The sequence below is a fragment of the Brevibacterium ammoniilyticum genome, assembly GCF_038429965.1.
Taxonomy (GTDB): Bacteria; Actinomycetota; Actinomycetes; order Actinomycetales; family Brevibacteriaceae; genus Brevibacterium; species Brevibacterium ammoniilyticum.
This window is the reverse complement of record NZ_BAABNP010000003.1, coordinates 200,165-225,743: the sequence shown is the minus strand read 5'-3', so window position 1 is coordinate 225,743 and position 25,579 is coordinate 200,165. Positions and strand designations below refer to the sequence as shown.

24 protein-coding genes are annotated in these 25,579 nt (G+C 68.5%); 7 read left to right on the top strand and 17 right to left on the bottom strand.

The annotated features are described in order from the left end of the window. Positions 1–4 precede the first annotated feature (4 nt). Complete coding sequence (locus AAHA49_RS04870; protein WP_342037418.1) at positions 5–271, top strand: type II toxin-antitoxin system Phd/YefM family antitoxin; 267 nt, start codon at positions 5–7, stop codon at positions 269–271. A 36-nt stretch (positions 272–307) separates the two neighbouring features. On the opposite strand, the gene AAHA49_RS04865 is transcribed toward AAHA49_RS04870, so the two are convergent. From AAHA49_RS04865 to AAHA49_RS04840, 6 genes are all read right to left on the bottom strand, one after another. Further along, positions 308–2,671 (bottom strand): ATP-binding cassette domain-containing protein, encoded by a 2,364-nt coding sequence (locus AAHA49_RS04865; RefSeq protein ID WP_342037417.1) that lies wholly within the window; start codon positions 2,669–2,671, stop codon positions 308–310. Positions 2,672–2,678: 7 nt separating this feature from the next. After that, positions 2,679–3,098: a VOC family protein gene (locus tag AAHA49_RS04860; protein ID WP_342037416.1), complete on the bottom strand. Its 420-nt coding sequence runs from the start codon at positions 3,096–3,098 to the stop codon at positions 2,679–2,681. A 1-nt stretch (position 3,099) separates the two neighbouring features. Next, positions 3,100–3,528 (bottom strand): helix-turn-helix transcriptional regulator, encoded by a 429-nt coding sequence (locus AAHA49_RS04855; RefSeq protein ID WP_339391650.1) that lies wholly within the window; start codon positions 3,526–3,528, stop codon positions 3,100–3,102. Between the two features lies 1 nt (position 3,529). Then, positions 3,530–5,068 carry an APC family permease gene (locus tag AAHA49_RS04850; RefSeq protein WP_342037415.1) on the bottom strand — a complete coding sequence of 513 codons (1,539 nt, stop codon included), beginning with the start codon at positions 5,066–5,068 and terminating at the stop codon, positions 3,530–3,532. Between the two features lie 17 nt (positions 5,069–5,085). Further along, a complete protein-coding gene (locus tag AAHA49_RS04845; RefSeq protein WP_342037414.1) occupies positions 5,086–6,438 on the bottom strand; it encodes a flavin monoamine oxidase family protein in 1,353 nt (450 codons plus the stop codon). 94 nt (positions 6,439–6,532) lie between these two features. Continuing rightward, on the bottom strand, positions 6,533–7,525 hold the full coding sequence (locus AAHA49_RS04840; protein ID WP_342037413.1) for an SDR family oxidoreductase: 993 nt from the start codon (positions 7,523–7,525) through the stop codon (positions 6,533–6,535). A gap of 85 nt (positions 7,526–7,610) precedes the next feature. Between AAHA49_RS04840 and AAHA49_RS04835 the strand changes: the two genes are divergently transcribed. After that, complete coding sequence (locus AAHA49_RS04835) at positions 7,611–8,573, top strand: helix-turn-helix transcriptional regulator (protein ID WP_342037412.1); 963 nt, start codon at positions 7,611–7,613, stop codon at positions 8,571–8,573. 34 nt (positions 8,574–8,607) lie between these two features. Here AAHA49_RS04835 and AAHA49_RS04830 read toward each other — a convergent pair whose 3' ends face one another. Next, positions 8,608–9,384 (bottom strand): septal ring lytic transglycosylase RlpA family protein, encoded by a 777-nt coding sequence (locus AAHA49_RS04830; RefSeq protein WP_342037411.1) that lies wholly within the window; start codon positions 9,382–9,384, stop codon positions 8,608–8,610. Between the two features lie 159 nt (positions 9,385–9,543). After that, a complete protein-coding gene (locus AAHA49_RS04825) occupies positions 9,544–9,894 on the bottom strand; it encodes a hypothetical protein (protein WP_342037410.1) in 351 nt (116 codons plus the stop codon). Positions 9,895–9,949: 55 nt separating this feature from the next. On the opposite strand from AAHA49_RS04825, the gene AAHA49_RS04820 reads away from it, so the two are divergent. Next, entirely contained in the window at positions 9,950–10,708 is a 759-nt protein-coding gene (locus AAHA49_RS04820; RefSeq protein ID WP_342037409.1) for a glycerophosphodiester phosphodiesterase family protein, read from the top strand. Positions 10,709–10,769: 61 nt separating this feature from the next. After that, on the top strand, positions 10,770–11,111 hold the full coding sequence (locus AAHA49_RS04815) for an RNA polymerase-binding protein RbpA (protein WP_339391642.1): 342 nt from the start codon (positions 10,770–10,772) through the stop codon (positions 11,109–11,111). Positions 11,112–11,195: 84 nt separating this feature from the next. On the opposite strand, the gene AAHA49_RS04810 is transcribed toward AAHA49_RS04815, so the two are convergent. Further along, positions 11,196–11,948 (bottom strand): polyprenol monophosphomannose synthase, encoded by a 753-nt coding sequence (locus tag AAHA49_RS04810; RefSeq protein ID WP_342037408.1) that lies wholly within the window; start codon positions 11,946–11,948, stop codon positions 11,196–11,198. A gap of 276 nt (positions 11,949–12,224) precedes the next feature. Then, the gene (locus tag AAHA49_RS04805) at positions 12,225–13,139 is read right to left on the bottom strand and encodes a metal-dependent hydrolase (protein WP_342037537.1); all 915 of its coding nucleotides are present in this window, start codon (positions 13,137–13,139) and stop codon (positions 12,225–12,227) included. Positions 13,140–13,217: 78 nt separating this feature from the next. Between AAHA49_RS04805 and AAHA49_RS04800 the strand changes: the two genes are divergently transcribed. Further along, a complete protein-coding gene (locus AAHA49_RS04800) occupies positions 13,218–14,876 on the top strand; it encodes a 5'-3' exonuclease H3TH domain-containing protein (protein WP_342037407.1) in 1,659 nt (552 codons plus the stop codon). A 19-nt stretch (positions 14,877–14,895) separates the two neighbouring features. Beyond that, positions 14,896–17,157, top strand: coding sequence for an accessory Sec system translocase SecA2 (gene secA2, locus AAHA49_RS04795; protein ID WP_342037406.1), 2,262 nt, complete (start codon positions 14,896–14,898; stop codon positions 17,155–17,157). 45 nt (positions 17,158–17,202) lie between these two features. Here the strand turns inward: secA2 and AAHA49_RS04790 are convergent, their stop codons facing one another. The 5 genes from AAHA49_RS04790 to AAHA49_RS04770 form a co-directional block, all read right to left on the bottom strand. After that, complete coding sequence (locus AAHA49_RS04790; protein WP_342037405.1) at positions 17,203–19,950, bottom strand: DEAD/DEAH box helicase; 2,748 nt, start codon at positions 19,948–19,950, stop codon at positions 17,203–17,205. Then, positions 19,947–20,723 (bottom strand): twin-arginine translocase subunit TatC, encoded by a 777-nt coding sequence (gene tatC / locus AAHA49_RS04785; protein ID WP_425286499.1) that lies wholly within the window; start codon positions 20,721–20,723, stop codon positions 19,947–19,949. The genes AAHA49_RS04790 and tatC overlap by 4 nt, the downstream gene beginning before the upstream one ends. A gap of 65 nt (positions 20,724–20,788) precedes the next feature. Continuing rightward, on the bottom strand, positions 20,789–21,064 hold the full coding sequence (gene tatA, locus AAHA49_RS04780) for a Sec-independent protein translocase subunit TatA (protein WP_342037403.1): 276 nt from the start codon (positions 21,062–21,064) through the stop codon (positions 20,789–20,791). Positions 21,065–21,123: 59 nt separating this feature from the next. Then, complete coding sequence (locus AAHA49_RS04775; protein WP_342037402.1) at positions 21,124–22,005, bottom strand: WYL domain-containing transcriptional regulator; 882 nt, start codon at positions 22,003–22,005, stop codon at positions 21,124–21,126. Next, positions 21,989–23,002 (bottom strand): helix-turn-helix transcriptional regulator, encoded by a 1,014-nt coding sequence (locus AAHA49_RS04770; RefSeq protein ID WP_342037401.1) that lies wholly within the window; start codon positions 23,000–23,002, stop codon positions 21,989–21,991. The genes AAHA49_RS04775 and AAHA49_RS04770 overlap by 17 nt, the downstream gene beginning before the upstream one ends. A gap of 50 nt (positions 23,003–23,052) precedes the next feature. On the opposite strand from AAHA49_RS04770, the gene AAHA49_RS04765 reads away from it, so the two are divergent. Continuing rightward, positions 23,053–24,180 carry a DUF3866 family protein gene (locus AAHA49_RS04765; RefSeq protein WP_342037400.1) on the top strand — a complete coding sequence of 376 codons (1,128 nt, stop codon included), beginning with the start codon at positions 23,053–23,055 and terminating at the stop codon, positions 24,178–24,180. Positions 24,181–24,206: 26 nt separating this feature from the next. Here the strand turns inward: AAHA49_RS04765 and AAHA49_RS04760 are convergent, their stop codons facing one another. Together AAHA49_RS04760 and AAHA49_RS04755 are read right to left on the bottom strand one after the other, a co-directional pair. Continuing rightward, entirely contained in the window at positions 24,207–24,581 is a 375-nt protein-coding gene (locus tag AAHA49_RS04760) for an FKBP-type peptidyl-prolyl cis-trans isomerase (RefSeq protein WP_342037399.1), read from the bottom strand. Positions 24,582–24,612: 31 nt separating this feature from the next. Next, positions 24,613–25,569 carry an FKBP-type peptidyl-prolyl cis-trans isomerase gene (locus tag AAHA49_RS04755; protein ID WP_342037398.1) on the bottom strand — a complete coding sequence of 319 codons (957 nt, stop codon included), beginning with the start codon at positions 25,567–25,569 and terminating at the stop codon, positions 24,613–24,615. Positions 25,570–25,579: the final 10 nt, after the last annotated feature.

Here is a 25,579-nt window from a genome sequence, read left to right as displayed (position 1 = left end):
TGCTATGAGCGAAATGAGCATCAGCGATGCCCGAGCCCGACTCGCCGATGTCATCGACGAGGCCCGAATTGCGCGCGATCCCGTGTATCTGACGAGACGCGGCAACCGAGTTGCCGCAGTCGTGGACGCCGGCGTCCTCGACCAGCTCATCGAAGACGCACAGGATCTGGCCGACCTGAGATCGGCAGCCGAAGCTCGTACTGAGATGGTGCGCGACGGAGTCGCGCCCATCCCCTGGGACCAGGTCAAGTCCGACCTCGGCCTGGCGTGACATCGGAGTGCACTCTTATCGCAACGAAGTCGCGCCTCACCGCCCGATGTACTCGCCGAGGTGGGTGGCTGTGAGTGTGGTGCCCGCGGCGACGAGCTCGGCGGGTGTGCCCTCGAAGACGATGCGTCCGCCGTCGTGCCCGGCGCCGGGCCCGAGATCGATGAGGTGATCGGCGTGGGCCATGACCGCCTGATGGTGTTCGATGACGATGACCGTGCGGCCCGAATCGACGAGGTCGTCGAGCAGCCTGAGCAGATTCGCGACGTCGGCGAGGTGAAGACCCGTCGACGGTTCGTCGAGGACGATGACCGAGGCGGCGTCCGCAGCCTTCGCCGACAGGTGGGTGGCGAGCTTGAGTCGCTGCCGTTCACCACCCGAGAGCGTCGTCAGAGGCTGGCCCAGACTGAGATAGCCGAGACCGACATCGACGAGCGTACGGGCGATGCGTGCCGCAGCCGGCACCTTCGACTCCCCCGATGAGAAGAACTCGACCGCTGCGAGCGCCGGCATGTCGAGGACCTCGCGGATGTTCTTCCCACCCAGGGTGTACTCGAGCACCGAGGCCTGGAAGCCCTTGCCCTCGCAGACATCGCACGGCGCGGACATCCCCGCCATCACACCGAGGTCGGAGTAGATGATCCCCGCACCGTTGCACACCGGGCACGCACCCTCGGAATTCGCACTGAACAGCGCCGGTTTGACGCCGTTGGCCTTGGCGAACGCTTTGCGCACGGGTTCGAGCATGCCCGTGTACGTCGCCGGGTTGCTCCGCCTCGAGCCCTTGATCGGCGCCTGGTCGATGAAGACGATGCCATCACGGCCGATGAGCGAATCATGGATGAGCGTGCTCTTGCCGGACCCGGCGACACCGGTGACGACCGTGAGGACTCCCCGCGGGATATCGACGTCGATGTCCTGGAGGTTGTGCCCGTTCGCGCCCCTGATCTCGATCGTCCCGGTCGGCTCACGCGTCGAATCCTTGAGCGCGGCCGTGAACCCGAGGTGTTCGCCGGTGAGCGTTCCCGAGGCGCGCAGACCCTCGACCGTGCCGGTGAAGCAGACCTCTCCCCCGGCAGCACCCGCCCCGGGTCCGAGGTCGACGACGTGGTCGGCGATGCCGATCGTCTCCGGTTTGTGCTCGACGACGAGGACGGTGTTGCCCTTGTCGCGCAGCTGGAGAAGCAACCGGTTCATCGACTCGATGTCGTGCGGGTGCAACCCGATCGTCGGCTCGTCGAAGACATAGGTGACGTCGGTCAGTGCCGAACCGAGATGCCGGACGAGTTTGATCCGCTGCGCCTCTCCCCCGGACAGCGACCCTGAGGACCGTTCGAGCGAGAGGTAGCCCAGGCCGATGTCGACGAAGGCCCGCACGGTCTCACGCAGCGATGCCACGAGCGGCTGGACCCCCACATCGGTGATCTCGGCCAGCCACGAGTCCAGATCCGAGATCTGCATCGCACACACCTCGGCGATGGACTTCCCTGCCAGGTACGAGGACCGCGCGGCGGCGTTGAGCCTGGTCCCCCGGCATTCGGGGCAGACGGTGAAGACGACGGCCCGGTCGACGAACTCACGGATGTGCTTCTGCATGCCGTCGCGGTCCTTGGACAGGAACGAGCGCTGGATCCGCGGGATGAGCCCGTCGTAGGTGATGTTCGTCCCATTGATGACGACCTTCTCCCCTTCGAGGTGGAGCAGGGCGCGCCGCTCCTCCGGGGTGAAGTCGCCCACCGGCTTGTCCGGGTCGAAGAGCCCGGACTCGGAGTACATGCGCACCGACCAGCCGCCGACCTTGAACCCGGGGATCGTGATGGCCCCACCGTTGACGGACTTCGTCTCGTCGACGACCTGGGTGATGTCGATGTCGGTGGCCGTGCCCATGCCCTCGCAGTGCGGGCACATGCCGCCGTTGACGGAGAAGGAGCGCCGCTCGACCTCCTTCGAATCTCCCTTCTCGATCGTCACGGCCCCTTTGCCGCTGATCGTCGCGACGTTGAAGGAGTACGCGTTCGGGGAGCCGAGGTTCGGTTCGGCCAGGCGTGAGTAGAGGATCCGCAGCTTCGCGTTGATGTCGGAGACGGTGCCCACGGTCGATCGCGGGTTCGAGCCGATGCGCTCCTGGTCGACGAGGATCGCCGTGGTCAGCCCTTCGAGGACGTCGACCTCGGGGCGCGCCATCGTCGGCATGAAGCCCTGGACGAAGGCACTGTAGGTCTCGTTGATCATCCGCTGCGACTCCGCGGCGATCGTGCCGAATACGAGCGAGCTCTTGCCCGACCCGGAGACCCCGGTGAAGACGGTGAGGCGGCGTTTGGGCACCTCGAGGGAGATGTCCTTGAGGTTGTTCTCCCGTGCTCCGCGCACACGGATGAGGTCATGGCTGTCCGCGGCGACCATGCCCACCTCAGCCACGCTGCTGGACGCGGATGACGTTGCCGGCCGGGTCCCGGAGGGCGAAGTCCCGCAGACCGTAGGGCTGGTCCATCGGCTCCTGGACGATGTCGGGGCCCTTCCCCTCGATCGCGGCGAACGCCTCGTCGACATCCGGGCTGGCGAGCACGATTCCCGCGTAGCTGCCCTTGGCCATGAGCGCTTCGATCGTCGCGCGCTCGGCTTCGCTGATCGTCGGGTCGACGACGGCGGGGGTGAGGACGATCGAGGTGTCCGGCTGGGATGCGGGGCCGACGGTGATCCACCGCATCTGACCCTGACCGACGTCGAGGCGGACCTCGAAGCCGAGCACGTCCCGGTAGAAGGCCACGGACTCCTCGGCGTCGACATGGGGCAGGAAACTGGCGTTGATGGTGATGTCCATGACAGCCATGCTAGTCGGCTGCGCTGCGACCGGCTTCTCGATTCCTGACCGGTCGCAGCGCATTCTTCACCACGATCGTCGGCAGGTCGAGGTCGCCGTGGACGGCACGCGCCCGGTACTCGCTCGGCGGGAGACCGACGAGCTCGGAGAACCGGGTGCTGAAGGTCCCGAGCGAGGAGAAGCCGACGGCGAAGCAGATGTCGGTGATCGACGCGTCCCCACCGCGGATGAGCGCCATTGCCCGCTCGATGCGCCGCGTCATGAGGTACGAGTACGGGGACTCGCCGTAGGCCGCCTTGAACCGGCGGCTGAGGTGTCCGGCGGACATGTGCACTCCGGCGGCGAGCCCGGGAACGTCGAGCGGCCGGGCGAACTCCCGGTCGATCCGGTCGCGGACCCGACGCAGAGCGCGCAGCTCGGCAAGACGGTCCGCGCGCACCTCACGCGTCCTTGTCGGCCACGCCCTGTCGCAGCGTCTCACCGCGGAAGAACGCGGGGTACCGGATCGCCTGGATGATCATGATGACGACGCCGAGGAGGAGGACCCCGATGCCGAGGACGAAGACGAGGCCGATGCCGAAGACCGAGGATCCCGACCCGTAGGCAGGATCGAGGGAGTCGATCGCGGTGCGGACGAAGATGACGAGCAGGGTGGCCCCGCCGATGAGCGGGAAGAGGAACCGGAAGAAGACCGTGCGGGCGGAGTTGAACAACGACTTCCGGAAGTACCACGTGCAGGCCAGACCCGTGATCCCGTAGTAGAAGCAGACCATGAGCCCGAGCGCGGTGATCGTGTCCCACAGAGCGTTCTCCGAGAGCACGCGCATGACGACGTAGAAGATGATCGCCGCGGCCGCCGAGGTGATCGTCGCCACCGACGGGGACTTGAACCGCGGGGAGACGTTGCCGTAACGCTGCGGCAGCGCCCCGTAGTGGCCCATCGCGAGGATCGTGCGCGAGGGCGAGACCATGGTCGACTGCAGGGAGGCGAGCGAGGACGAGAGGACGGCGATCGAGACGATGAGCGCGAAGGGGCCCATGATCGGTCCCGCGAGGGCCGCGAAGATCGATTCCTGGTTCTCCGGGTTGCCGGCGCCGAGTCCTTCGGTGCCGACACCGGCGTAGGAGATCACGGCGATCGTGCACGCGATGTAGATGACGACGATCGCGAAGATCGTCAGCATCGCCGCCCGTCCCGGGGTCTTCTCCGGGTCCTTGGCCTCCTCGTTCATCGTGATGACGGTGTCCCAGCCCCAGAAGAGGAAGATCGACAGGGACACGGCGGCTGCGACCGTCGAGAAGTCTCCGGCGGCGACCGGGTTGAACCAGTCGAGGCGCACGGGGGTCGCGTCGAAGGCGGTGCCGTTGGCGACGTGGATGAGGGCGGCGATGACGAACCAGCCGAGCGCGATGACCTGGAAGGCCACGAGCCACACCTGGATCTTCTCGGTGGCTTCGACCCCGCGGTAGGAGATCCACGCGGCGATCGCGGTGAGGGCGATGGTGATGGGGATGTTGATCCACAGCACCCGCGTGAGGTCGGCGATGGCGGGGTCGGAGAAGATCTGGCTGAGCAGGATGAAGAGGAAGTCGACGCCGACGGCGGCGAGGTTGGACAGGACGAGGACGGTCGCGGCGATCAGCCCCCAGCCGCCCATCCAGCCCAGCCAGGGACCGAAGGCGCGGGTGGCCCACGTGAAGGTCGTCCCCGAGTCCGGCATCGCCGAGTTGAGTTCGCGGTAGCCGAAGACGACGAGGAGCATCGGGACGAAGCCGATGAGGAGGATCGCCGGCGTGTGGACGCCGACCTCCGAGATCGTGGGTCCGAGCCCCGAGGTCAGCGTGTACGCGGGGGCGATGCAAGCGATGCCGATGATCGCGCCGCCGATCGCACCGACTTTTCCTGCTGAGAGCCCCTTTGCGCTCAGTCCGGAGTCGGTGTCGATGGGGCGGTCTGGTGCGGGTGTTGCCGAGGTCATTGGCTCATCTAATCAGATCAGTGCGCGTCTGAGAGAATCGTCTCAGCCGTGGCCCGTCCGATGCGGACAGCGCCGTCGACGTGCTGGTAGCCGCGCCCGGCGATGTCGGAGCTCGCGAAGTGCAGCGGTCCCACCGGGTCGTTCTGGTACCGACCCCACCGGTGGAGCCCGCCGAGGTCGTAGCTCGTCGCGTACGCCCCCCGCGTCCATTCCTCCGCCCCGAAGTCGGAGAGGTGGAAGACCCGTGGGGTGAGCGCTTCGGGGCCGAGGAAGTCCGCGATCGCTGTGAGGATCGCCTGCTTGCGATCCTCTTCGTCGAGCGCCCACATCGCATCGGCGTTGACGTCGGAGATGAATCCGACGAGGGTCCCCGCCTCCTCCCCGTGGTTGGTGTTGTCGTAGACCTCCTGGACGAGACGGCCGGAGCCGAACCCGGTTCCCGAGAGTCCCTGCTCACGCCAGAACGGCCGGTCGTAGGTGGCGTGGACCTTGATGACGAGTCCCATCGACTGGTGCTGGTGGAAGACCTGCTGGAGCCTCGGCAGGTGCGGGACGTAGGTGATCCGCGAGTAGAGGTTCGGGGGCACGGCGACGATGACGTCGGTGGCCGCGAAGTCGGCGTCGTCGGTGCTCACGACCACCTCGGCGCCGGACCAGTCGATGCGCCGGACGGGACTGTTCAGGCGCACGACCTCGGGACCGAGTTCGGCGGCGAGGAGCTGGGAGACCTGCTGCATCCCGCCGACGACCCGGCGGTCGAGGATGAAATGATCGTCGACGAGGTGGGAGAACGATCCCGCCGAGGCGGCCATGAGGACGGCTTGGAGTGCCGAGAACGCGGTGGCGGGCTTCGTGAGCATGCCGCCGGCGACGAACATGCCGATGTTCGCGCACGCGAGTTCGTCCTCCGACTGCTGCCGCAGCCAGTGGTGGAACGAGATCGCGTCGAGCTCCGCGGCATCCTCGGCGTCCCACGGGGCCTCGGCCCCGATCCGGGCGGCGAGGTCGTCGAGGAGGCCGATGAGGCGTTCCATCTCCGCCTGAGTGGCCGCGGGGACCGGGAACATGCCCCCGTCGTAGACGGTGCGGGTGCCGTCGGGGGCGATGAAGACGCTGTCGCCCTCCCGGTGGCGGGGGAAGGTCTCGAGTCCGAGTTCGCTGACGAGGTCGAGGATCGCCGTCTGATCGGGTGAGATCCACTGTCCGCCGATCTCGAACATCTGACCGTCGATGCGGTCGGTCCACGTGCGCCCGCCAACCCGGTCGCGGGCTTCGAGGACGAGGACGGACTGCCCGGCCGCCTGCAGGGTCCGCGCTGCGGTCAGCCCGGTCGGTCCTGCTCCGACGATGATGGTCTCGACTGTCTCCATGGCACTCCCCTGTCGCTGGTGCGTGTGCGCGCGTAGGACACACAGTAGCCATGCGCGCAGGCCTTGGGAAGACGTTCGCGGGCATCGGCGACCGTCAGCGGAAGGCCCGTGGGTCGGCGTGAGGGTCGGTCTCCTTGGCTGCGAGGAAGCCCCACGCGTCGGGGCGGGTTCCGTCGACGTCGCGCAGATCGTAGGTCTCGGCGAGGGCGAAGCTCGAAAGGGTCTGTCCCGTGAAGCGGTTCCGGTCGGGATCGGCAGCCAGGGCCACGATGCCGCGGCCGAGCAGGTGCGGGGTCTCGGAGATCGCGAAGTCGACAGGCGGCACCTCGCGGGCGGGATCGAGGGAATCTGCCATCCAGGTGTCCTCGCGCGTGTCGAAGCCCTCGAGCATCATCTCCGACCGCAACCACCCTGGGGTGAGCGCGACCGCGGTCGCCCCGGAGTCGGCGAGTTCGTGGGAGAGGCCGAAGGCGAGCCGGCTGACGGCGGTCTTCGTCAGGTCGAGCCACACGGCCTCCCGGAAGTGGGTCGTGTTGTACTCGCTCGTGCCGTCGGTGATCTCGATGTGCAGACCGCCGGGTCGGGAGATGAGCAGCGGCAGGAGCGTCCTCGCGGTGTTGAGGTGGGTGAGGAGTCCGGCGTCGAAGAGCCGTCGGCCGGCTGCCGGGTCGGCCGTCCAGAGCTTCTCGCCCCAGGACACGTACGCCTCTCCCCCGATGTCGTTGACGAGGATGTCGATCGCCCCGCCCACCGCCTGGATCCGTCCCGCCAAGGCTGCGAGGTCCGCGTCGACGAGGTGGTCGCAGACGACGGCCCCGCCGTCTCCTCCGGCTTCACGGATGAGGTCGAGTGTGCCCTCGATCGTCTCGGGACGCCCGTAGTCCGAGGGACGGTGCGCACTCGAGCGTCCGGTGCACCAGACGAAGGCACCGGCCGCGGCGAGGTCGAGGGCGATGGCCCGGCCGGCGCCGCGCGTGGCCCCGGCGACGACGGCGACCTTCCCCGCCAGAGGACGGGGTGCGTCAGGCTGCAGGGATTCGGTGGACTCTGGGTTCGCGGCCTCTGGGGTCGGCGTCTCAGTACTCATGGAACGAGTCTGACCGCCCATCCCTGACATCCTCTGTCAGCGCGGGAGCATCTTCTGTCAGTGGCGGCGTCTAGAGTCCGAATGTATGAAGGCTGCCCGGCTCGTCTCCGAGATCGTCGTCCTCTCCGCGCGCACACAGCCGATCACCGCCGCAGCTCTTGCACAGAGACTTCAGGTCACCGAACGCACGATCTACCGTGACCTCGCCGAGCTCTCGCGCATCGGCGTCCCCATCGTCACCGAGTCGGGTCCCGGCGGCGGAGTGAGCCTCCTCGGCGGCTGGACCTCGCCGCTGCAGGGACTGACGCGTGAGGAACTCGACGCCGTCCTCCTCGGATCGATCGCCGCCGGAGATCTCGGGCTCGGAGACGCTCAGGCCACCGCGCACGCGAAGATCGCGTCCGCACCGGAGGCGGACACCGACTTCGCCCGCCTCATCGTTCTCGACGGCCCGGACTGGTTCACCGCACCGGAGGCTCCCGAGGCGCTCGGCACGATCGTCACCGCACTGCGGACTCGGCGAGGACTGACCTTCGTCTATGCGCGCGGCGAGGCGACCAAGCGGCGCAGCGTCATCCCGCTCGGCCTCGCCGTCAAGGCCGGTCGCTGGTATCTCATCGCCCAACAACCGGGCGGTCTGCCGCGGACGTATCGGGTGTCGCGGATCGACGACATCGGACTGCGGTGGCTGCGGGCAGTACGTCCACCGGACTTCGATCTCGGGTCCTATTGGGAGCAGGCGAAACGCGGATTCGACAGCGCCATCCGAACGATTCCGGTGACGCTGCGACTGGCTGAGGCGCACCTTCCCGACCTTTCCCGTGCGATCCCGGGACCTCTGACCGCCGAGGCGATCGCCGGGTCATGGGCGGTCGATGCGAATGGTCCTGACGGCGGGACGATCGGCGAACTCTTCATCCTCCTCGAATCGGTCGAGGTCGCGGTGGCTCAGCTGCTCACCGTTCCCGGTGTCGAGGTGGTCTCCCCCGCCGAGGTACGCGAGAAGCTCGCACGCAGAGCGCGCGAGCTTCTCGATCGCAATGGCTGAGTGCCCGATGCGGGCAGGGTGGGCGGACCGGGTCTCAGAGGACCTCGTACTTGCCCTGGATGACTCCGGCGCCGGTGCCGCCGACGGCCTTCATCGCCGCCGCGGAGAGGTCGATGCAGCGCGAACCTGAGTAGGGTCCGCGGTCGTTGATGCGCACCGTCACGGTCTTGCCGTTGGCCTTGTTCGTGATCTTGACCTTCGAACCGAACGGCAGGGACTTGTGTGCGGCCGTGAGCTTGCTCGCATCGAAGCGCTCACCGCTCGCGGTCGGTCCGCCGTCGGTGCCGTCACCGCCGCCGTAGAACGACATCGGGCATTCGCCGGAGGTGCCGGCGGACTTGCCCGACTTCGAGGGACCGGAGTCCTCGGAGCCCGAGCTCTTCGAGGACGACTTGCCGCCGCCCGAGGAGGACTTCGAGGACTTCGACGTCGAGGGCTTCGGCTCCGGGGCCTGGGTCTTCGTCTCGAGCGAGACCTTGCCCGGCTTCTCCTTCGCCTGGTCCTCGGCCTTCTTCAGGTTCTCATCGGCGGCCGGGCTGGCAGCGGGAACCTCGACGACGACGGGGCTCTCGGCGACGACACGGCTGTTGTTGTCCGTGGCGCCGGGGACCATTGCGAAGCTCGAACCGACGACGGCCGCAGTGGCTGCGGCGGGGACGACGAACGCCGAGAGGACGGGGCGAGACCGGACCGCGGCGAGGACGCCTCCGGCGGAGGCGGGTTCCGGGGTGTGCCGACCGGAGCGCTTCTTCCCCGGCTTGAGCGCGGAGAGGATCGAACCCTTCGTCGAGGTCGAGGAGTGTTTGCCCACTGTCCGTCCTTCGTGTCGATGAGCGGCACAGAGCTGACCGTGCCTCAAGTTATCGGATCGTTACCAGAGGACAGTCTAGTTAACAAACTGTTACATTTCCACCGCGGCACGCGAAGAGGACGAGAGGTCCCTCACATGTTGAGTATCTCGTTGACGCTCTCAGCGCGGATCGGGATCCTTCGGGTCCTTCTTCGAGACCCTGTCGATGAGGCGACGCACACCGTCGGCACCGGTCGTCACCGTCTCCTGCGCTTTGTCGAAGGCGCGTTCGACCCTGCCGCTGCGCACGGCCTCGTCGATCGCGTGGGACACATTGCCGAGGGCCTTGTTCACACCGTTCTCGGTGGCTTCGATGAGTCGCGACCCCTTCGCCGCCTCGCGCACATTCCTCACCCCGCTGCTCGCAGCGCCGTAGGCGCGGCCCGCTGCGGACCGGGCCCGCTGGGTCGGGGTCCGTTTGGTGGAATCGATGACGAAGTCGGGTTCGAGGGGCTCTTCTTCTCGGCTCATGCCTCCATCGTTGTCGACGCGGTTCGCGATTTCAACAGGAGCCTAGGATTGGACCATGAATTCCCAGCCCGAGGTCATCGCCCACCGCGGCGGTCGCTGGCCGGAGACGAGCGAGAACACACTGGCCGCCTTCACCCTCGCCGCCGAGGCGGGGGTGACGTGGATGGAGACCGATGTCCATGCCTCCGCCGACGGGGTGCTCTTCGCCGCCCACGACGCCGACCTGTCCCGCATCGCCGGGCGCCCCCACCTCATCCGCGAACTGCCGGCGGCCGAACTCGATCGGCTCGACCTCGTCGACGGCGGGCGCCTGCCCCGCCTCGGCGCGCTCTTCGACGCCCTGCCGCACGTGGAGTGGAACATCGACGTCAAGGCCCCGGTCTCGATCGCCGCGATGATCCGCTTCGTCCTCACCCGCCGGGTCGAGGACCGCCTGCGCCTCGCCTCGTTCTCGGATACGACGCTCACCCGGCTGCGGCGGGCTCTGCCCGGGGTGCGCACCTCGGCGGGAACCGGGGAGACGGCTCGATTCGCAGCGGGCGCCCTGCCGGTCCTGCCCGCCCGTGGACTGCTTTGCCTCCCACCGGGACTCGACGCCCTCCAGGTCCCGATGCGCTGGAAGCGCGTGCCCGTGGTCACCAAAGATTTCGTCGACCGCGCCCATCGGATCGGACTCGCCGTGCACGTGTGGACGATCGACGAGCCCGCGGACATGATCGAACTCGCCCGCCTCGGCGTCGATGGGATCGTCACCGATGAGGTGCGGCTGGCCCAGGCGACGCTGTCATCGCCCACGGGGGCGGAAGGGGAATAGCCGTAGACGGTAGACTGTTGCCTTTGTACGGTCTCGGCAGTCGCGTCGGAAGGGAAGAGATATGAGCGAACGCAGTCTCCGCGGAACGCAGTTGGGCTCGCGCAGCCTCGAGTCGGAGGAGGGCGTCGAGCCCGCGCCCCGACAGATGGTCGAATTCGAATGCGAGGACGGCACCCGGTTCAAGGTTCCGTTCTCGATCGAGGCGGAAGTGCCCTCGACGTGGGATTCGGGCATCCACGGCATCGGTGTGCGCGTCGGCGTCAACGAACCCGACGGGGAACCCGAGAAGCACGTGCGCTCGCACTGGGACATGCTCCTCGAGCGCCGGTCCTTCGACGAACTCCAGGTCCTCCTCGACGAGCGCCTGGCGATTCGCCGCGGTGAGGTTCCCGCGAACAGCTGATATTCCACACACGAGGGGTGCCGGTCGATCGACCGGCACCCCTCGTGTTGTCTGCTGACTGTGTGTCGGCTGCCGCTGCTCCGGTCAGGCTCTCCTGCGGCCGAGCAGGCCCTTGAGCTGGCGTCCGCGACGGGCCAGACCCCACCCGGCGACCTTCGTGAAGGCCTCGGAGATGATCGAGGAGCTCATCTTCGACTCCCCCAGTTCGCGTTCGACGAAGACGATGGGGACCTCGAGGACGCGGAACCCGGCATCGACCGTGCGGCCGGTCATGTCGATCTGGAAGCAGTAGCCCTGGGACTGCACGCCTGAGAGGTCGAGGGCTTCGAGGACTCTCCGCCGGTAGGCGCGGAACCCGGCCGTGGCATCGCGCACGCCCAGGCCCATCGCCGCATCGACGTAGAGGTTCGCGCCGCGGGAGAGGAGGAAGCGCGACCGCGGCCAGTCGACGATCGCCCCGCCGCGCACCCAGCGGGAGCCGATGACGAGGTCGGCCTCGTCCGCGAGGGCCGGCGCGAGCAGCTGACCGAGGTCGAGGGGGCGGTGGGAGCCGTCGGCGTCGAACTCGCATATGATCTCGTAGTCGCGCTCGAGCGCCCACGCGAAACCGGCGATGTAGGCCATGCCGAGCCCGGACTTCTCACTGCGATGGAGGACGTTGACCCGCGGGTCGCTCGCGGCGAGTTCGTCGGCCCACTCCCCCGTGCCGTCCGGGGAGCCGTCATCGACGATGAGGACGTCGACTGCGGGCTGATGCTCGAAGAGACCGGCGAGGGTCACAGGGAGGGCAAGCCGTTCGTTGTATGTGGGGATGACGACGAGGATCTTTGGAATCACGGCCCCCACCCTACGCCCGCACAGGGGGAAACAATGAGCCGACACCCCCGCCTTCGGACCACGATGTGCCGGGCATCACAGCCACGGAGCACAGCGAGTTATCTAATGACAGGAGCGTCGGCTCCATCCCACGCGCGGTGGAATGTCAACGACGAATCTAATCGCACTTGAGCTTCAGGCAAAATCACTCTCACCTGGGAGAATGGTCGAAATCGCAGGTGAGGGGCAAGTTACCGGAGCGAAAAAACTTTCACTCATCGGCGTGTCGGATCGACATCAGCCCACGCGTGTGGGAAGCGCCACGTCCGCAGCGAGCTCCGGCAGTCCCGGAGTCCCCGACCGGGGGTCGGTGCTCCACGCAGCGACGCGGGCGTCGGCGACCTGGACGACGAGCCGCTCGACGCTCCAGCGCACGAAGTCGGCGTCCGCTCCCGGGCGCAGCACTCCGCCCTCGGGATTGCCGGCAGCACGATGGGCGAAGCGGGTCGCGGCGTTGAATGCCGCGCGCGCTCCGATCCCGTCGGAGCCGAGCACCGCGGAACGGACGCTGCCCCACGGCGATTCGTCGCCGAGTGCCAGGGAGACCTGTGCACCGGCCGAGAGCAGCGCCGCCAAGGGCTGGTCGCGGCCGGGATCGAGGGTGACGGCGATCCCCGACCGGCCGAGTGTTTCGACGCTCTCGGCGGGGACGGGGAAGTCGAGCAGCAGCCGGTAGCCCCACCGCTGCGCGTGCGCCGGGGACTCGCTCAACCGGTTGAGCACGGCGGCGAGCTCCGCCGGTGTCGAGACGACGAGGTAGAGCGAGGTCTCGGGCAGGGCGTCGAGACCGACCAGCGCAGCTGCCGGCAGCCATGCCCGCTCCCCGCCCGCAGCGAGATCCGGGTAGCCGATGATCCGCAGGCCGTCCGGGGCCTGTGACGAGAAGCGCTCGATCGCGGCCTGGTCGCCGAGCACGTGGACGTGCATGATCCCGCGGGCGTGGAGCTCTGCCGCGGTGGGCGCATCCGGACCGAGCACGAGCCCGGCATGGACGAAGCCGGGGGCGAGGAAGTCCCCGCCGAGGTCGGCCGCGGCCGGGTCGAGGGCGAGTGCGGCCTCGTCCGAACCGATGAAGCTCACGGTCCCGTCCGCGGTGCCCAGGGCCGTCGCGAAGGGGTCGGCGCTGCTGTAGACGTCTCCGCCGTAGTACATATTCACAGCCGACAGGCTACACCTGCTCACGACCTGCCCGCGCATCCGCGTCAGGAGTCTCGGGTAGGGTCGGGGACTGTGAAGCCTTTGGTACTCGTCGACACGCCCGCGCTCTACTACCGCGCCTTCTATTCGGTGCCGGATTCGATCGTCAACGATGAGGGTCAGCCGGTCAACGCGGTCCGCGGAGTCCTCGACGCGATCGCCCAGATGATCCGCCGCTTCTCCTCCGCCCGGGTCGTCGCGACGATGGACGCCGATTGGCGCCCGGCGTTCCGCACCGCGATCATGCCCGAGTACAAGGCCGCCCGCATCAAGGACGAGGAGGCGGGCACCGAGATCCCGCCCGAGCTCGACGCCCAGCTGCCGATCCTGCGGGCCGTGCTCACCGCCGCGGGCATTCCCATCGCCGAGGCGGACGGCACCGAGGCCGACGACGTCATCGCGACGATGGCGGCCGAGTCGACCACCCCCGTCGTCATCGTCTCCCCCGACCGCGACCTCCTCGCCCTCCTCGACGCCGACCGTGACGTCAGCGTCCTGCGCCCACGCAAGGGCGGCGAATGGGAGGCGATCACCGCGGCCGACCTGCCGGAGCTCTACGGCGTCGAATCGGGCATCCGCTACCGTGAGCTCGCCGCCCTGCGCGGGGACCCCTCCGACGGCCTTCCCGGTGCGGCGGGGATCGGGGAGAAGACCGCCTCCACCCTGCTGACGAACTTCGGGACGCTCGCAGGCATCGTCTCCGCGGCCAAGGCCGGAGTGAAGACCGGCGGCCTGAGCCCGAAGCGCGCGACGACGATCGTCGACTCCGAGGAGATGCTCGCCCGCACCGTCGAGGTCATGACGTGCCTGACCGACGTCGACCACGGCATCGCCCTCGACGCCCTCCCCGGGTCCCTCGACACCGCAGCGCTCGAGGCCGCGGCCCACGGGCAGAACATCGCCCGCTCGGTCGAGAACCTGCTCGCCGCCCTCGACAGCGCCGGCGTCTCAGCCTCCCCGAACACCGGGGAACGCCCCGGCGCAGAGGTGCCGTGGCCCCGGGCCCGGCTCATCGGCTTCGACCTCGAGACCACCGGGGTCGACCCCGACACCGCGCGCATCGTCACCGCCGCCCTCGTCGAGGAGCCCGACCGGGTGGAGATGTGGCTGGCCGATCCCGGTGTCGAGATCCCCGAGGCCGCCCGCGCCGTCCACGGCATCACCACGGAGTACGCGCAGGCCAACGGCGCCCCGGCCGTCGAGGTCGTCACCGCCCTGTGCACCGCGCTGGCCGGATTCCGCGACGAAGGCGCCGTCGTCGTCGGCCACAACATCGTCTATGACTTAAGCGTCCTCGACGCCGAGGTGCGCCGGCACCGGCCCGACCTCGAGCTGCGGGCGCTGCTGCCGGCGATCGTCGACACCTTCGTCCTCGACCGGCAGGTCGACCGCTACCGGAGGGGCAAGCGCACGCTCACGGCCACCGCCGAGGCGTGGGGCGTGGACCTCCTCGACGCCCACGATGCGGCCGCCGACGCGCGCGCGGCCCTGGACATCTCCCGAGCATTGGCCATGAAGTCGACGGAAATCGCCGCACTCACGGGACCGGAGATCATGGCCGCCCAAGGCGAATGGAAACGCGCTCAGGCCGCCGATCTCCAGGCATTCCTGCGCCGGAAGGGAAACGCCGACGCCGTCGTCGACGGATCCTGGCCGATCGCCGACGAGGATAGACTTCAGTCGCGACCCTAACGACGTAAAGGACGATGAATTGGGACTCTTCTCCCGTTTGCTCAACCGCCCCGGCGCCCAGGCCGAGAAGGCCACAGGATGGTTCGAGAAGGCCACGGCTCAGCTCGACGAGGCGGCCCGCGAATTCGCTGACCTCAGCGACGCCGAACTCACCGAGGCGGCCGCCGAGGTCTTCGCGACCGGCACGGCGCGCGAGACCCTCGTCCGCTACGCAGCACTCGCGCGGGAGGCCGCGGAGCGCACCCTGGGCGAACGCGCCTACGACACGCAGCTCCTAGGCCTCATCGGCCTGCTCCAGGGCCACATCGTCCAGATGGCCACCGGTGAGGGCAAGACCCTCGTCGGGGCGCTCGCGGCAGCCGGCTACGCCCTCCAGGGCCGCCGCGTCCACGTCGTCAGCGTCAACGACTACCTCGCGGTGCGCGATCGTACGTGGATGCACCCGGTCTTCGACCTCCTCGGCGTGTCGTCGGCGGCGATCTCGGCAGCCCAGGACGACGAGCACCGGCGTGAGTCGTACCGGGCGGAGGTCGTCTACGGTTCGGTCACCGAGGTCGGCTTCGACGTCCTCCGCGACCGCTTCGTCCTCGACGATGACGACATCCGCGTCACCGACCGCGACGTCGTCATCGTCGACGAAGCCGACTCGGTGCTCATCGACGAGGCCCGCGTTCCCCTCGTCCTTGCCGGCTCCTCGAGCATCGAGGACGGCAACGAGCGCATCGCCGCCCTCGTCGAGACCCTCACCCCGGGCACCGACTATGAGATCAGCCCCGACCGCCGTGCCGTTTCCCTCACCGATGCGGGCGTCACCCGGGTCGAGGAGGAGCTCGACGTCGAACTCTACGGCGACGGCGCCGCCGACCTCGCCGCCGTCAATCTCGCCCTCTACGCGAAGGCCCTGGTCAAACGCGACATCGACTACCTCGTCGTGGACGGACGCATCAAGCTCATCTCCGCCTCCCGCGGACGCGTCGCCGAACTCCAGCGCTGGCCCGACGGCCTCCAGGCCGCCGTCGAAGCCAAGGAGAAGCTCGCGACCACCGAAAGCGGCGAGATCCTCGACCAGATGACCGTCGAAGAGCTCATCCACGGCTATGCGACGGTGTGCGGAATGACCGGCACCGCATTGGCCGTCGGAGACGACCTGCGGGAGTTCTACGACCTCGAGATCGTCCCCGTCGACACGCACCTGCCCGTCGTCCGCGAGGACGAAGCCGACCGCCTCTACACCTACCAGGAGTCGAAGGAGCGGGCGATCGTCGAGGAGGTCGTGGACAACCATGCGAAGGATCGTCCCGTGCTCATCGGCACCTCCTCGGTCGCCGAGAGCGAATCCCTCGCCCAGCGCCTGACCGAACGCGGCGTCGAGGTCGCCGTCCTCAACGCGAAGGACGACTCCGCCGAAGCCGAGATCATCGGCGCGGCCGGTCGACCCGGCGCCGTGACCGTCTCGACGCAGATGGCCGGGCGCGGCACGGACATCCGTCTCGCCGACGACACCGTCGCCGAGGCCGGGGGTCTGCTCGTCATCGGCGCCGGACGCTACCCCTCCTCTCGCCTCGACGATCAGCTGCGCGGACGTGCGGGCCGGCAGGGCGACCCGGGCACCTCGGTGTTCTTCACCAGCCTCGAGGACGAGCTCCTCACCCGGGTGCCGGAGATCCAGCGCTTCGTCTCCGAAGGCGATGAGACGGGATGGATCGACTCGAAGCGGGCGCTCACCCTCGTCGAGCACGCCCAGCGCATCGCCGAGGGCCAGAACACGGCCCTGCACCGGGACACGTGGCGCTTCAACGAGCTCATGGCCAAGCAGCGCGAACTCGTCCTCGCCCGCCGCAGAGAGCTGCGGACCGACGACGAGGCGATCACCGAACTCAAGGACCGCCTCGGCGAGAAGGCCGAGGAACTTGCCGAAGCGCACTCCCCCGAGGTCGTCGACGAGAGCCTGCGTGAGGTCCTGCTCTTCCACCTCGACGCCCGCTGGGTCGACCATCTCGCGTTCCTCAACGACCTGCGTGAGGGCATCCACCTGCGCACGTTCGCGAAGGAGAAGCCGCACGAGGCGTTCAACACGGAGTCGATCCGCGTGTTCTCCTCGTTCTGGTCCGATGTCCTCGACGACTCGGTGACCACCGTCGAGGAGGCCGAGTTCACCGCCGACGGCATCGACCTCGTCTCCCACGGGCTCAAACGCCCCTCGTCGACGTGGACCTACCTGACGACGGAGAACGCGTTCGGCTCCGACATCGAGAACATCGTCAAACGCATCCGCCGCTGAGACTCCGGCCCCGGGCAGGCGGTGCTCCGCCGGCTGCCCGCCGGCTCAGGTGTCGGCGACGACGCCGCGGCGCACGGCTTCGATCGTGCGCCGGATGCGCACAGCCGTCTCCGGCGGGCACACCTCGGCGACCTGACCGAGCAGGTCGAGGGTCTGCTTCGCCCAGCGGACGAAGTCTCCGGCGGCGATGTCGGTGCCCCGCAGTGACTCGGCGAGGTTCTTGCCCTCCGTCCACCGGAACATCGGGACGAAGAGGCCCCTGTCCGGTTCCGGGGTGGGGGTGAGCGCATGCTGCTCCTCGAGCCGGAACAGCTCCCGCCACAGGTCGATCGCCTCATCGCCTGCGACCTTGAGGTCACGGCTCGGGGCGCGCTCAGCATGGAAGCTCTCGCTGCGCCTGGCCTGGTAGACGAAGCACGAGGCGAACGCTGAGAGCTCGGGTTCGGTGAGCCGATCCCAGAGTCCGGCCCGCACCGTGAGCGCGACGAGGAGGTCGCGCTCACCGTAGATGCGGCGGAGCATGTCCGCATGCTCGGGGTCGAAGCCGAGCGTGGACAGCACCTCCTGCACGCGTTCGAAGACGAGGGCGATCGACGTCGTGCGGCCCTCGATGCGTTTGATCAGGGACGCGTTCTCCTTCTCGAGCTTCGCCGCCCGATTCGCCCACCGGGCGTGCATCTCCCGGTCAGGGCAGTCATGGCACGGATGGGCGCGCATGCGCGCGGTGAGCTCGGACACCGACGCACTCACCCCGCCGGGCGTCTGCCGGGACACCCAGCGGACGTCGCGGTCGACACGGCCGTCGGCGACCGCCTCGGCGAGGATCCCCAGCAGCGCCCGCCGATCGGCGGCCTGCCGATGGTTGAATTTCTTGGGCACCTTGATCCGGCCCATGGGCGCCACCGGTTGGGTCACCTCGTGGGGGCGCAGATGCCAGACCTTGCCCTGCTCGGTGAGCACGGTGGGCAGCCGCGAGACCCCGTCGCGGGAGGACATCGGGGCGATGATCACGGCTGTGCCCTCGACCCGACGGGCGGGCAGCGTGATGACGTCGCCGACCTTGAGCGCCGACAGCGATTCGACGATCTCACGCTGCCTGACCTTCGACTTCGTCTGCGTCTCCTGCTTCTCGGTCTCCGAGATCTCCCGGCGCAGGGCCGCGTACTCCGCGAAGTCGCCGCGGTCGCAGTGCATCGACTTCTCATACGCGGCGATCGTCGCCTCGTTCTTGCGCACCTTCCGGGCGAGCCCGACGACGGCCTTGTCGGCTTGGAACTGGGCGAACGAGGTCTCGAGCACCTTCGCGGCATCGGCCGGGCTCATCCGCGAGAGCAGATTGGCCGTCATGTTGTACGTGGGGCCGAAGGCCGAACCGAGGGCGTACGACCGGTTCGAGGCGAGCCCGGCGACCTCGCTGATGTCCATCGTCGGATGCCACACGACGACGGCGTGGCCGATCCGGTCGATGCCGCGCCGGCCCGCCCGCCCGGTCAGCTGCGTGTACTCCCCCGGGGTGATCGAGACGTGGGCTTCGCCGTTGAACTTCACGAGCTTCTCGAGCACGACGGTGCGGGCGGGCATGTTGATGCCCAGCGCCAGCGTCTCTGTGGCGAAGACGACCTTGATGACCCCGGCGGAGAACAGCTCCTCGACGAGCTCCTTGAACTGCGGGATCATCCCCGCATGGTGGGCGGCGACGCCGAGGAGGAGGCCCTCGCGGAACGAATGGTAGCCGAGGATGCCGAGGTCCTCGGCCGGCAGCTCCTCGCGCAGCCGCTCGAGGGCGGCATTGACGATGACCTTGTCCTCGCGCGAATTGAGGTCGGCACCCGTGGCGATGTACTGCTCGACGGCTTCGTCGCACCCGTTGCGGGAGAAGATGAACATGATCGCCGGCAGCATGCCCGCCTCGGCGAGGGAGGCGACGATCTGGGTGCGGCTGGGACGGCGGAACCGGGACCGGGACCGGGCGCCCTTCTCCCGCTTCGACCGCGGGCCGCCGTACGTGCGGGTCGCATGCGTGAGCGCCGGGTCGATTCGCTCGGAGTCCTGATGCGTGAACAGGTCGTACATCCGATGCCCGACGAGAGCATGGTTGACCAGCGGCACGGGCCGGTGCGAGGTCGAGATCACCGTGGTCGGCCCGCGCACCTCGCGCAGCCAGGCGCCGAACTCCTCGACGTTGGACACGGTCGCGGACAGGGAGACGACCTGGACGCGTTCGGGAAGGTGGATGATCACCTCTTCCCACACGGGTCCGCGGAAGCGGTCGGCGAGGTAGTGGACCTCGTCGAGGACGACGAAGCCGAGGTCGGCAAGTCCCCCCGGATCGTTGTAGAGCATGTTGCGCAGGACCTCGGTGGTCATGACGATGATCGGCGCATCCCGGCGGATCGTCGTGTCCCCGGTGAGCAGGCCGACATTCTCCTCCCCGTGCACGGCGACGAGGTCGGCGAACTTCTGGTTGCTCAGGGCCTTGATCGGGGTGGTGTAGAAGACCCGGGTGCCCGCGTCCATCGCGAGGTCGACGGCGAATTCGGCGATGATCGTCTTGCCCGCACCCGTCGGGGCGGTGACGAGGACGTCCTTGCCCTCCTGGAGCTCGGTGCACGCCTCGATCTGGAAGTCGTCGAGGTCGAAGTCCGTGCGGGCGAGGAAGCGGCCCAGCGGAGTCTGCTCCCGTTCGGCACGGGCCCGGAACTGCGCATAGGCCTCAGCGGGGCTGAGCGCCTCGGCCGGGCCCACCGCCTCGGCGCCGGCGGGATCGATGTCGGTGCCGGCACGCTTGGTCATGGATTCCTCTTCTCGGGGTCGTCGAGCTCCTCGGGATCGACCCACAGGCCCTGGGCGACGAGCTTGCGCCTGCGCCTGCGGTCGTTCAGCACGCACACACCCCACGCGAGGCAGAACAGGGTGATCATGGGGATGACGAGGAAGAACATCGACATCGCATCGGGGGTCGGGGTGGCGATCGCGGCGAAGACGAAGACGATCATGACGATGATCCGCCACGACTTGCGGATCTGCGTCGCCGAGAGGATGCCGAGCATATTCAGTCCCACCATGAGCACGGGCAGGACGAAGGCGATGCCGAAGACGACGATGATGATCATGACGAACGTCAGGTAGTCCTGGGCGGGGATGATGTTCGTCGCGCCCTGCGGGGTGAACGAGGTCAGGGCCTTGACCGCGTTCGGCAGGGCGAAGAACGCCATCGCGGAGCCGGCGAGGAAGAGCGGGACGGCGGCGCCGAGGAACCCGAACGAGTAGCGCTTCTCCTTGCTCGTCAGGCCGGGGACGACGAACGCCCACACCTGGTAGAGCCAGATCGGACATGAGATGAAGAGCCCGATGAAGAGGGAGAGCTTGATCTTCATGTCGAACGGGGAGGCGACTCCGGCGAAGTTGATCTCCGCCATCCGGCCCGTCGAGTCGTTGATCGTGCGGATCGGCTCCTGCAGGATGTCGAGGACCGGATCGTAGAGGAACCAGCCGCCGACGGCGCCGAGGACGATCGCGATCGCTGCGATGAAGAACCGATTGCGCAGTTCGACGAGGTGCCCCATGACGGGCATCCTCTTCTCAGGGTTCTTCTTCTTAGAGGTCCTACCCGACCGTTCGCTGCTGTCTTTCACTTCTCGCGTGACTGCGGATCCTGGTTCCTGTGCGCCGCCGGCTCGGGCGCGTCGGAGGCGGGCGTCGTCGGGGTCGACTGACCCGTCTCACGGCCGAGCTCTCCCGGCTCGGTCGTCTTCTCATCCTTGTCGTCGCGGAGGTCCTTGACCTCGGACTTGAAGATCTTCAGCGACTGGCCGAGGCTCCTGGCCAGCATCGGCAGCTTGGGAGCGCCGAAGATGAGGATGATGACGATGACCACCACGGCGATGTGCATGGGGCTGAGGTTCATGGAAGCTCCTTAGATTGCTCAGATCGATTCTACGCTGTGCGGCTGAGCCTTTCATCCGCTCAGCCGAGGCGCGCCCTGGCCGCCGCGACGGCGTCGGGGGCGTCGATGTCGGCGATGACCTCGGCGTGGCCGAGCAGGAAGCGGCTGAGCCAGTCGGTCGAATGGACGGAGAACCGCACCGCCACGCTGCCGTCGCCGGAGTAGGTCCGTTCGTTCACATCGAGTTCATCGGCCAGCCACGCGCCTTCGGCGCGCAGCGTCATCGTCACCTCAATCGGTGCAGGCGCGGGCGCACCCGTGCCGATGGGCGGATGCGCGGTCTCCGACCACTGGCGGATGCGGGAGAGCGCGAACCGCCGGGGGGCCTGCGCCGAATAGCACCACGCGTCGAGGTACCAGTCGGCGCCGGGCACGAGCCGGGTGGGGGCGATGACCCGAGTGGTCAGTTCGTCCCGGGATGCGACATAGTAGTCGATCTCGACGGCCGCGCTCTCGTCGATGAAGGACTTCAGCGCGGTCATGAGCTCGGCGTCGGCAGGGACGGGGCTGACGTCGACGGGCGTGTGGAGGTTCTCCCCCGCCGCGACCCGCAGCTTCGTCGCGGCCGTGCGCACCGCCTCGGCGTCGAGACCGGGGAGAGCGTCGATGAGTTCGAGGGCGAGGACGAGCAGGCCCGCCTCCTCGGCGCTCAGACGCACGGGTACGGAGACCTCCTCGGCGTTGGAGATGAAGATCTTCCCGCCGTCCCAGGTCGCGTCGATGAGGTCATCGGGCATGTGCCCGGGACGACCGGTGACGAAGAGGAGCTCGAGGTCGTCGATGAGGGTGGCCGCATCGATGCCGAAGTACGCGGCGGTCTCCTCGAGGTCGGCACCGGGGTGGGCGTCGAGGTAGGGGACGAGGCTGAGCAGCCGGGTGAGGCGTTCACGCGCTGAGGACATTGCGGCCTCCCAGTCGCTCCAGGGCCTCGGCGATGACCTGCCGGCGCCGGTCGACGGCGCGGACGAGCTCCTCGGGACCGGTGACGGTCACGGCGTCGCCGTAGCCGACGATCTCCGCGGCCAGGGTCGCGGCATCGGAGTACTCGACGATGTGGGTGGCCCCGTCGACGCTCACGGCGCGCCGGCGCAACGGATCGGCGCGGTGGGCGGCGATCGTGAGGACCGCTTCGTCGACGACGGCCATCTCCGTGCTCGCATTGAGCGAGACCTGGGGCACGAAGTCGGCGGGGATCTCGTAGTCCCCGGCCTCCCGCCCGCCGAGGCGCCCGAGCTTGCCCTCGATCCGGGTGAGCCGGAACGTCCGTTCGGCGCCCCGGTCGAGGTCGTTGCCGACGAGGTAGACACGGTCGCCGCGACTGAGCAGGGCGTAGGGTTCGAGCCGGACCTTCCGGGGACTCTGACCGGGCTTGTGGTACTTGAAGCCGATCGCCTCCCGGGCGTTGATGTGGTGCAGGGCGGTGGCGAAGTTCGCGTTCCCCAGCTTGCTCGCCGCGCCGGGTCCGAAGCCGAGGCCGGGAGCGTCGTCGAGTTCGAGGCCGAGCGCGCGCAGTTTCGTCAGCGCCTGCGCACTCGATTCGCTCAGCTCCGTGTCCGACCAGAACCGTGCGGCTACCGCGACCGCCGCGGCCTCGGAGGGGGTGAGGTCGACGTCGCCCATCGCATAGTCATCGGTCGAGATGCGGTAGCCGGTCTCCCCGACATCGGAGTACGCGTCGTGTTCGGCACGGGTGGCGATCGTGATCCCCATATGCCGCAGCAGCTCCTTGTCGCGGGAGAACTTGCGGTCGAACGCTGTGTCGTCGAGATCCTGGTAGCCGACGATCGCACTCATCAGCGTGCGCCTGGACACCCAGCCGCGGGCCGCGCGCAGCGCGATGAGCAGGTTCATCAGCCGCTCGGTCTGCTGCCGCTGCCGGTTGGGACGTTGAGAGTTCACAGACTCCACCGTAGCCGATCCCGGCGGGTGCGCGGGTTAGGGTTGGGGGCATGATCCATTGGCGCACAGGCACCGTCACAGCCATCCGCAGCTCCCGTCCCGGCCTCACCGAGGTCGACGCCGCCCTCGAGACCCCGCTGCCGGGTTCGGAGATCGCCTCGATCAGGGCGATCGCCTACACCGACGCCGTGGGCGAACCCGAGGTCGGCGACACCGTGCTGCTCAACGTCTCCGCCCTGGCCAAACGCCTGGGCACCGGCGGCTTCGGGCTCATCGTGGCCCTGCCCGGGCGCTTGCCCGCCGACCCCCCGCCCGGACCCGGCCACCTCGTCAAGGACCGCTACTCGCCGCTGCAGACGATGGTGCTCGGCGTCGACGACCAGGAGTCGGAGCATCATGGACTCCTTGCCGAGGCGGAGTCGATCGCCGGCATGCCCGTGCTCGTCGCCGACCTCCACTCGGCCCTGCCTGCGATCGTCGCGGGCATCCGCGCGGACAACCCGCAGGCGCGCATCGCCTATGTCCTCAGCGACGGAGCCGCACTCCCTGCGGCGTTCTCGCAGGCAGTCGCCGGGCTCAAGGAGGCCGGCTGGATCGCTGGGAGTGTGAGCACCGGACAGTCGTGGGGCGCGGACTTCGAGGCCGTGACGATCCACACGGGACTGCTCGCGGCCAAGCACGTCCTCGGCGCCGACATCGCCGTCGTCGCCCAGGGCCCCGGGAACCTCGGCACCGGCACGAAGTACGGCTTCTCCGGTCTCGTCACCGGCGAGCACCTCAATGCCGCCGCCCTCCTCGGCGGGATCCCCGTCGGGGTGCTGCGGATGTCGAACGCCGACGCCCGCGGACGCCATTTCGGGATCTCCCACCACACCCTGACCTCCCTGTCGGAGATCGCCCGACCCGGGGTCCGCGTCCCCGTGCCGGACTTCTCCACGCTCACGGAGGTCGAGCGCGCGCAGATGGACCCGGATCCCACCATCATCGCCGACACGGTGGCCGAGCAGCTGCCGAGGCTGTCCGACCATGAGCTCGTCGACGTCGATCTCACCGGTCTGTGGCAGGCGCTCGAAGGCTCTCCCGTGGGCCTGTCGACCATGGGACGCAGGCTGCCCGCCGATGCGGCAGCTTTCCTCGCTGCCGCCGCGGCGGGCAGATATGCGGCCGGCCTCCTCTGAGGCTGGCGAAGTGCGCGGACGACTCTTTAGCGCACGCCTTCGAGATCGCACACGAAGATGAGGCTCTCACCGGGCTTGATGACCCCGCCGGCGCCCTGATCGCCGTAGGCGAGGTGCGGCGGGATCTGCAGGGTGCGGCGGCCGCCGACCTTCATCCCCTGGATGCCCTGGTCCCAGCCGGCGATGACCATGCCGGAGCCGAGGCGGAACTCGAGCGGGGTGCCGCGGTTGTACGAGGCGTCGAACTCCTCGCCGGTCGAATGGGCGACGCCGACGTAGTTGACGCTCACGGTGTCCCCGGCCTTCGCCTCGGGGCCGTCGCCGATGATGTCATCGACGATGACGAGCTCGGTGGGGGCGTCGCCGCCGGGGAAGTCGACGTCGGGCTTCTGCTTGCTCATGATGGGTCTCCTGTCTCTGCTGTGCTTTCTCTCAGCCCTGCGCCGAAAGGATGTCGACGACGAAGACGAGGGTCGCGTTCGCCGGGATCTTCGGGGGGCTGCCGGCCTCGCCGTAGCCCTTGTCCGGGGGCACGATGAGGACGACCTGGCTGCCGACCTTCTGGCCGACGAGTCCTTCGTTCCACCCGTCGATGACATTGGCCTGTCCGACCGGGGAGACGGGGAAGGGCTGACCGCCGGCCGCCCAGTTCGAGTCGAAGGGCTGGGATGCGTCGTCCCAGAGCCAGCCGGAGTACTTCACGGCCACGCTCTGGCCCTCCTTGACCTCGGGACCCTTGCCCTCGATGGTCGTGTAGGTCTCGAGCTTCGTGGGTGCCTTGCCCTGCGGCTGGGAGATCTTCGGTTCGCCGCTGTCCTCCCATGTCACGGTCAGCGGTTTGCCCGACTGGTCGGTCTTCTGCCCGTCGGCGCGCGTGAGCGGCTTCTCCGTCTTCTCGATGTCGATGACGTAGACGAGAGTCTGGCTCGGCTGTCCCTGCTGGGGGCTGCCGTTGAGCGTCATGAGCACGCGCGAACCGACCTTGACGCCGTTGAGCGCCGAGTAGAGGTCCTCGGAGATCTGCGTCTTATCCATCGGGAAGCCGGCCGCGGCCTTCGAGTCGTAGCTCGACTCGACGACCTTGCCGGTGGTCCCGGACACGAGCGTCATCTGCGCGGTGACCTGCTCGCCGTCGGCAACGGCCTTCCCGTCGCCTTCGCTGAGCACCTTGCTCTCCGTCTTCTCGACGACGAGCGGGGCCGCGAAGCTCACGCTCGGCTTCTCACCCGTCTTCCCCTCGACGGTGATGTCGTCGAGGCTCGTCGACTTCGCGTCCTGGGCCGGCACCGAGGCGGGAGCGCTGGCTCCGCCGTCCTCGGGTTCGCTCTGCCCGCAGGCCGAGAGCAGCAGCACGGCTGCGGCGATGGCACTGAGCACTGTGGTGCGCACGTGGTTCCTT

Excerpts from the sequence above, each read along its gene's own strand:
- AAHA49_RS04870 (WP_342037418.1), top strand. The coding sequence starts at position 5 with ATGAGCGAAATGAGCATCAGCGATGCCCGAGCCCGACTCGCCGATGTC.
- AAHA49_RS04865 (WP_342037417.1), bottom strand. The coding sequence starts at position 2,671 with ATGGTCGCCGCGGACAGCCATGACCTCATCCGTGTGCGCGGAGCACGG.
- AAHA49_RS04860 (WP_342037416.1), bottom strand. The coding sequence starts at position 3,098 with ATGGCTGTCATGGACATCACCATCAACGCCAGTTTCCTGCCCCATGTC.
- AAHA49_RS04850 (WP_342037415.1), bottom strand. The coding sequence starts at position 5,068 with ATGACCTCGGCAACACCCGCACCAGACCGCCCCATCGACACCGACTCC.
- AAHA49_RS04845 (WP_342037414.1), bottom strand. The coding sequence starts at position 6,438 with ATGGAGACAGTCGAGACCATCATCGTCGGAGCAGGACCGACCGGGCTG.
- AAHA49_RS04840 (WP_342037413.1), bottom strand. The coding sequence starts at position 7,525 with ATGAGTACTGAGACGCCGACCCCAGAGGCCGCGAACCCAGAGTCCACC.
- AAHA49_RS04835 (WP_342037412.1), top strand. The coding sequence starts at position 7,611 with ATGAAGGCTGCCCGGCTCGTCTCCGAGATCGTCGTCCTCTCCGCGCGC.
- AAHA49_RS04825 (WP_342037410.1), bottom strand. The coding sequence starts at position 9,894 with ATGAGCCGAGAAGAAGAGCCCCTCGAACCCGACTTCGTCATCGATTCC.
- AAHA49_RS04820 (WP_342037409.1), top strand. The coding sequence starts at position 9,950 with ATGAATTCCCAGCCCGAGGTCATCGCCCACCGCGGCGGTCGCTGGCCG.
- AAHA49_RS04815 (WP_339391642.1), top strand. The coding sequence starts at position 10,770 with ATGAGCGAACGCAGTCTCCGCGGAACGCAGTTGGGCTCGCGCAGCCTC.
- AAHA49_RS04805 (WP_342037537.1), bottom strand. The coding sequence starts at position 13,139 with ATGTACTACGGCGGAGACGTCTACAGCAGCGCCGACCCCTTCGCGACG.
- AAHA49_RS04790 (WP_342037405.1), bottom strand. The coding sequence starts at position 19,950 with ATGACCAAGCGTGCCGGCACCGACATCGATCCCGCCGGCGCCGAGGCG.
- tatC (WP_425286499.1), bottom strand. The coding sequence starts at position 20,723 with ATGGGGCACCTCGTCGAACTGCGCAATCGGTTCTTCATCGCAGCGATC.
- tatA (WP_342037403.1), bottom strand. The coding sequence starts at position 21,064 with ATGAACCTCAGCCCCATGCACATCGCCGTGGTGGTCATCGTCATCATC.
- AAHA49_RS04775 (WP_342037402.1), bottom strand. The coding sequence starts at position 22,005 with ATGTCCTCAGCGCGTGAACGCCTCACCCGGCTGCTCAGCCTCGTCCCC.
- AAHA49_RS04765 (WP_342037400.1), top strand. The coding sequence starts at position 23,053 with ATGATCCATTGGCGCACAGGCACCGTCACAGCCATCCGCAGCTCCCGT.
- AAHA49_RS04760 (WP_342037399.1), bottom strand. The coding sequence starts at position 24,581 with ATGAGCAAGCAGAAGCCCGACGTCGACTTCCCCGGCGGCGACGCCCCC.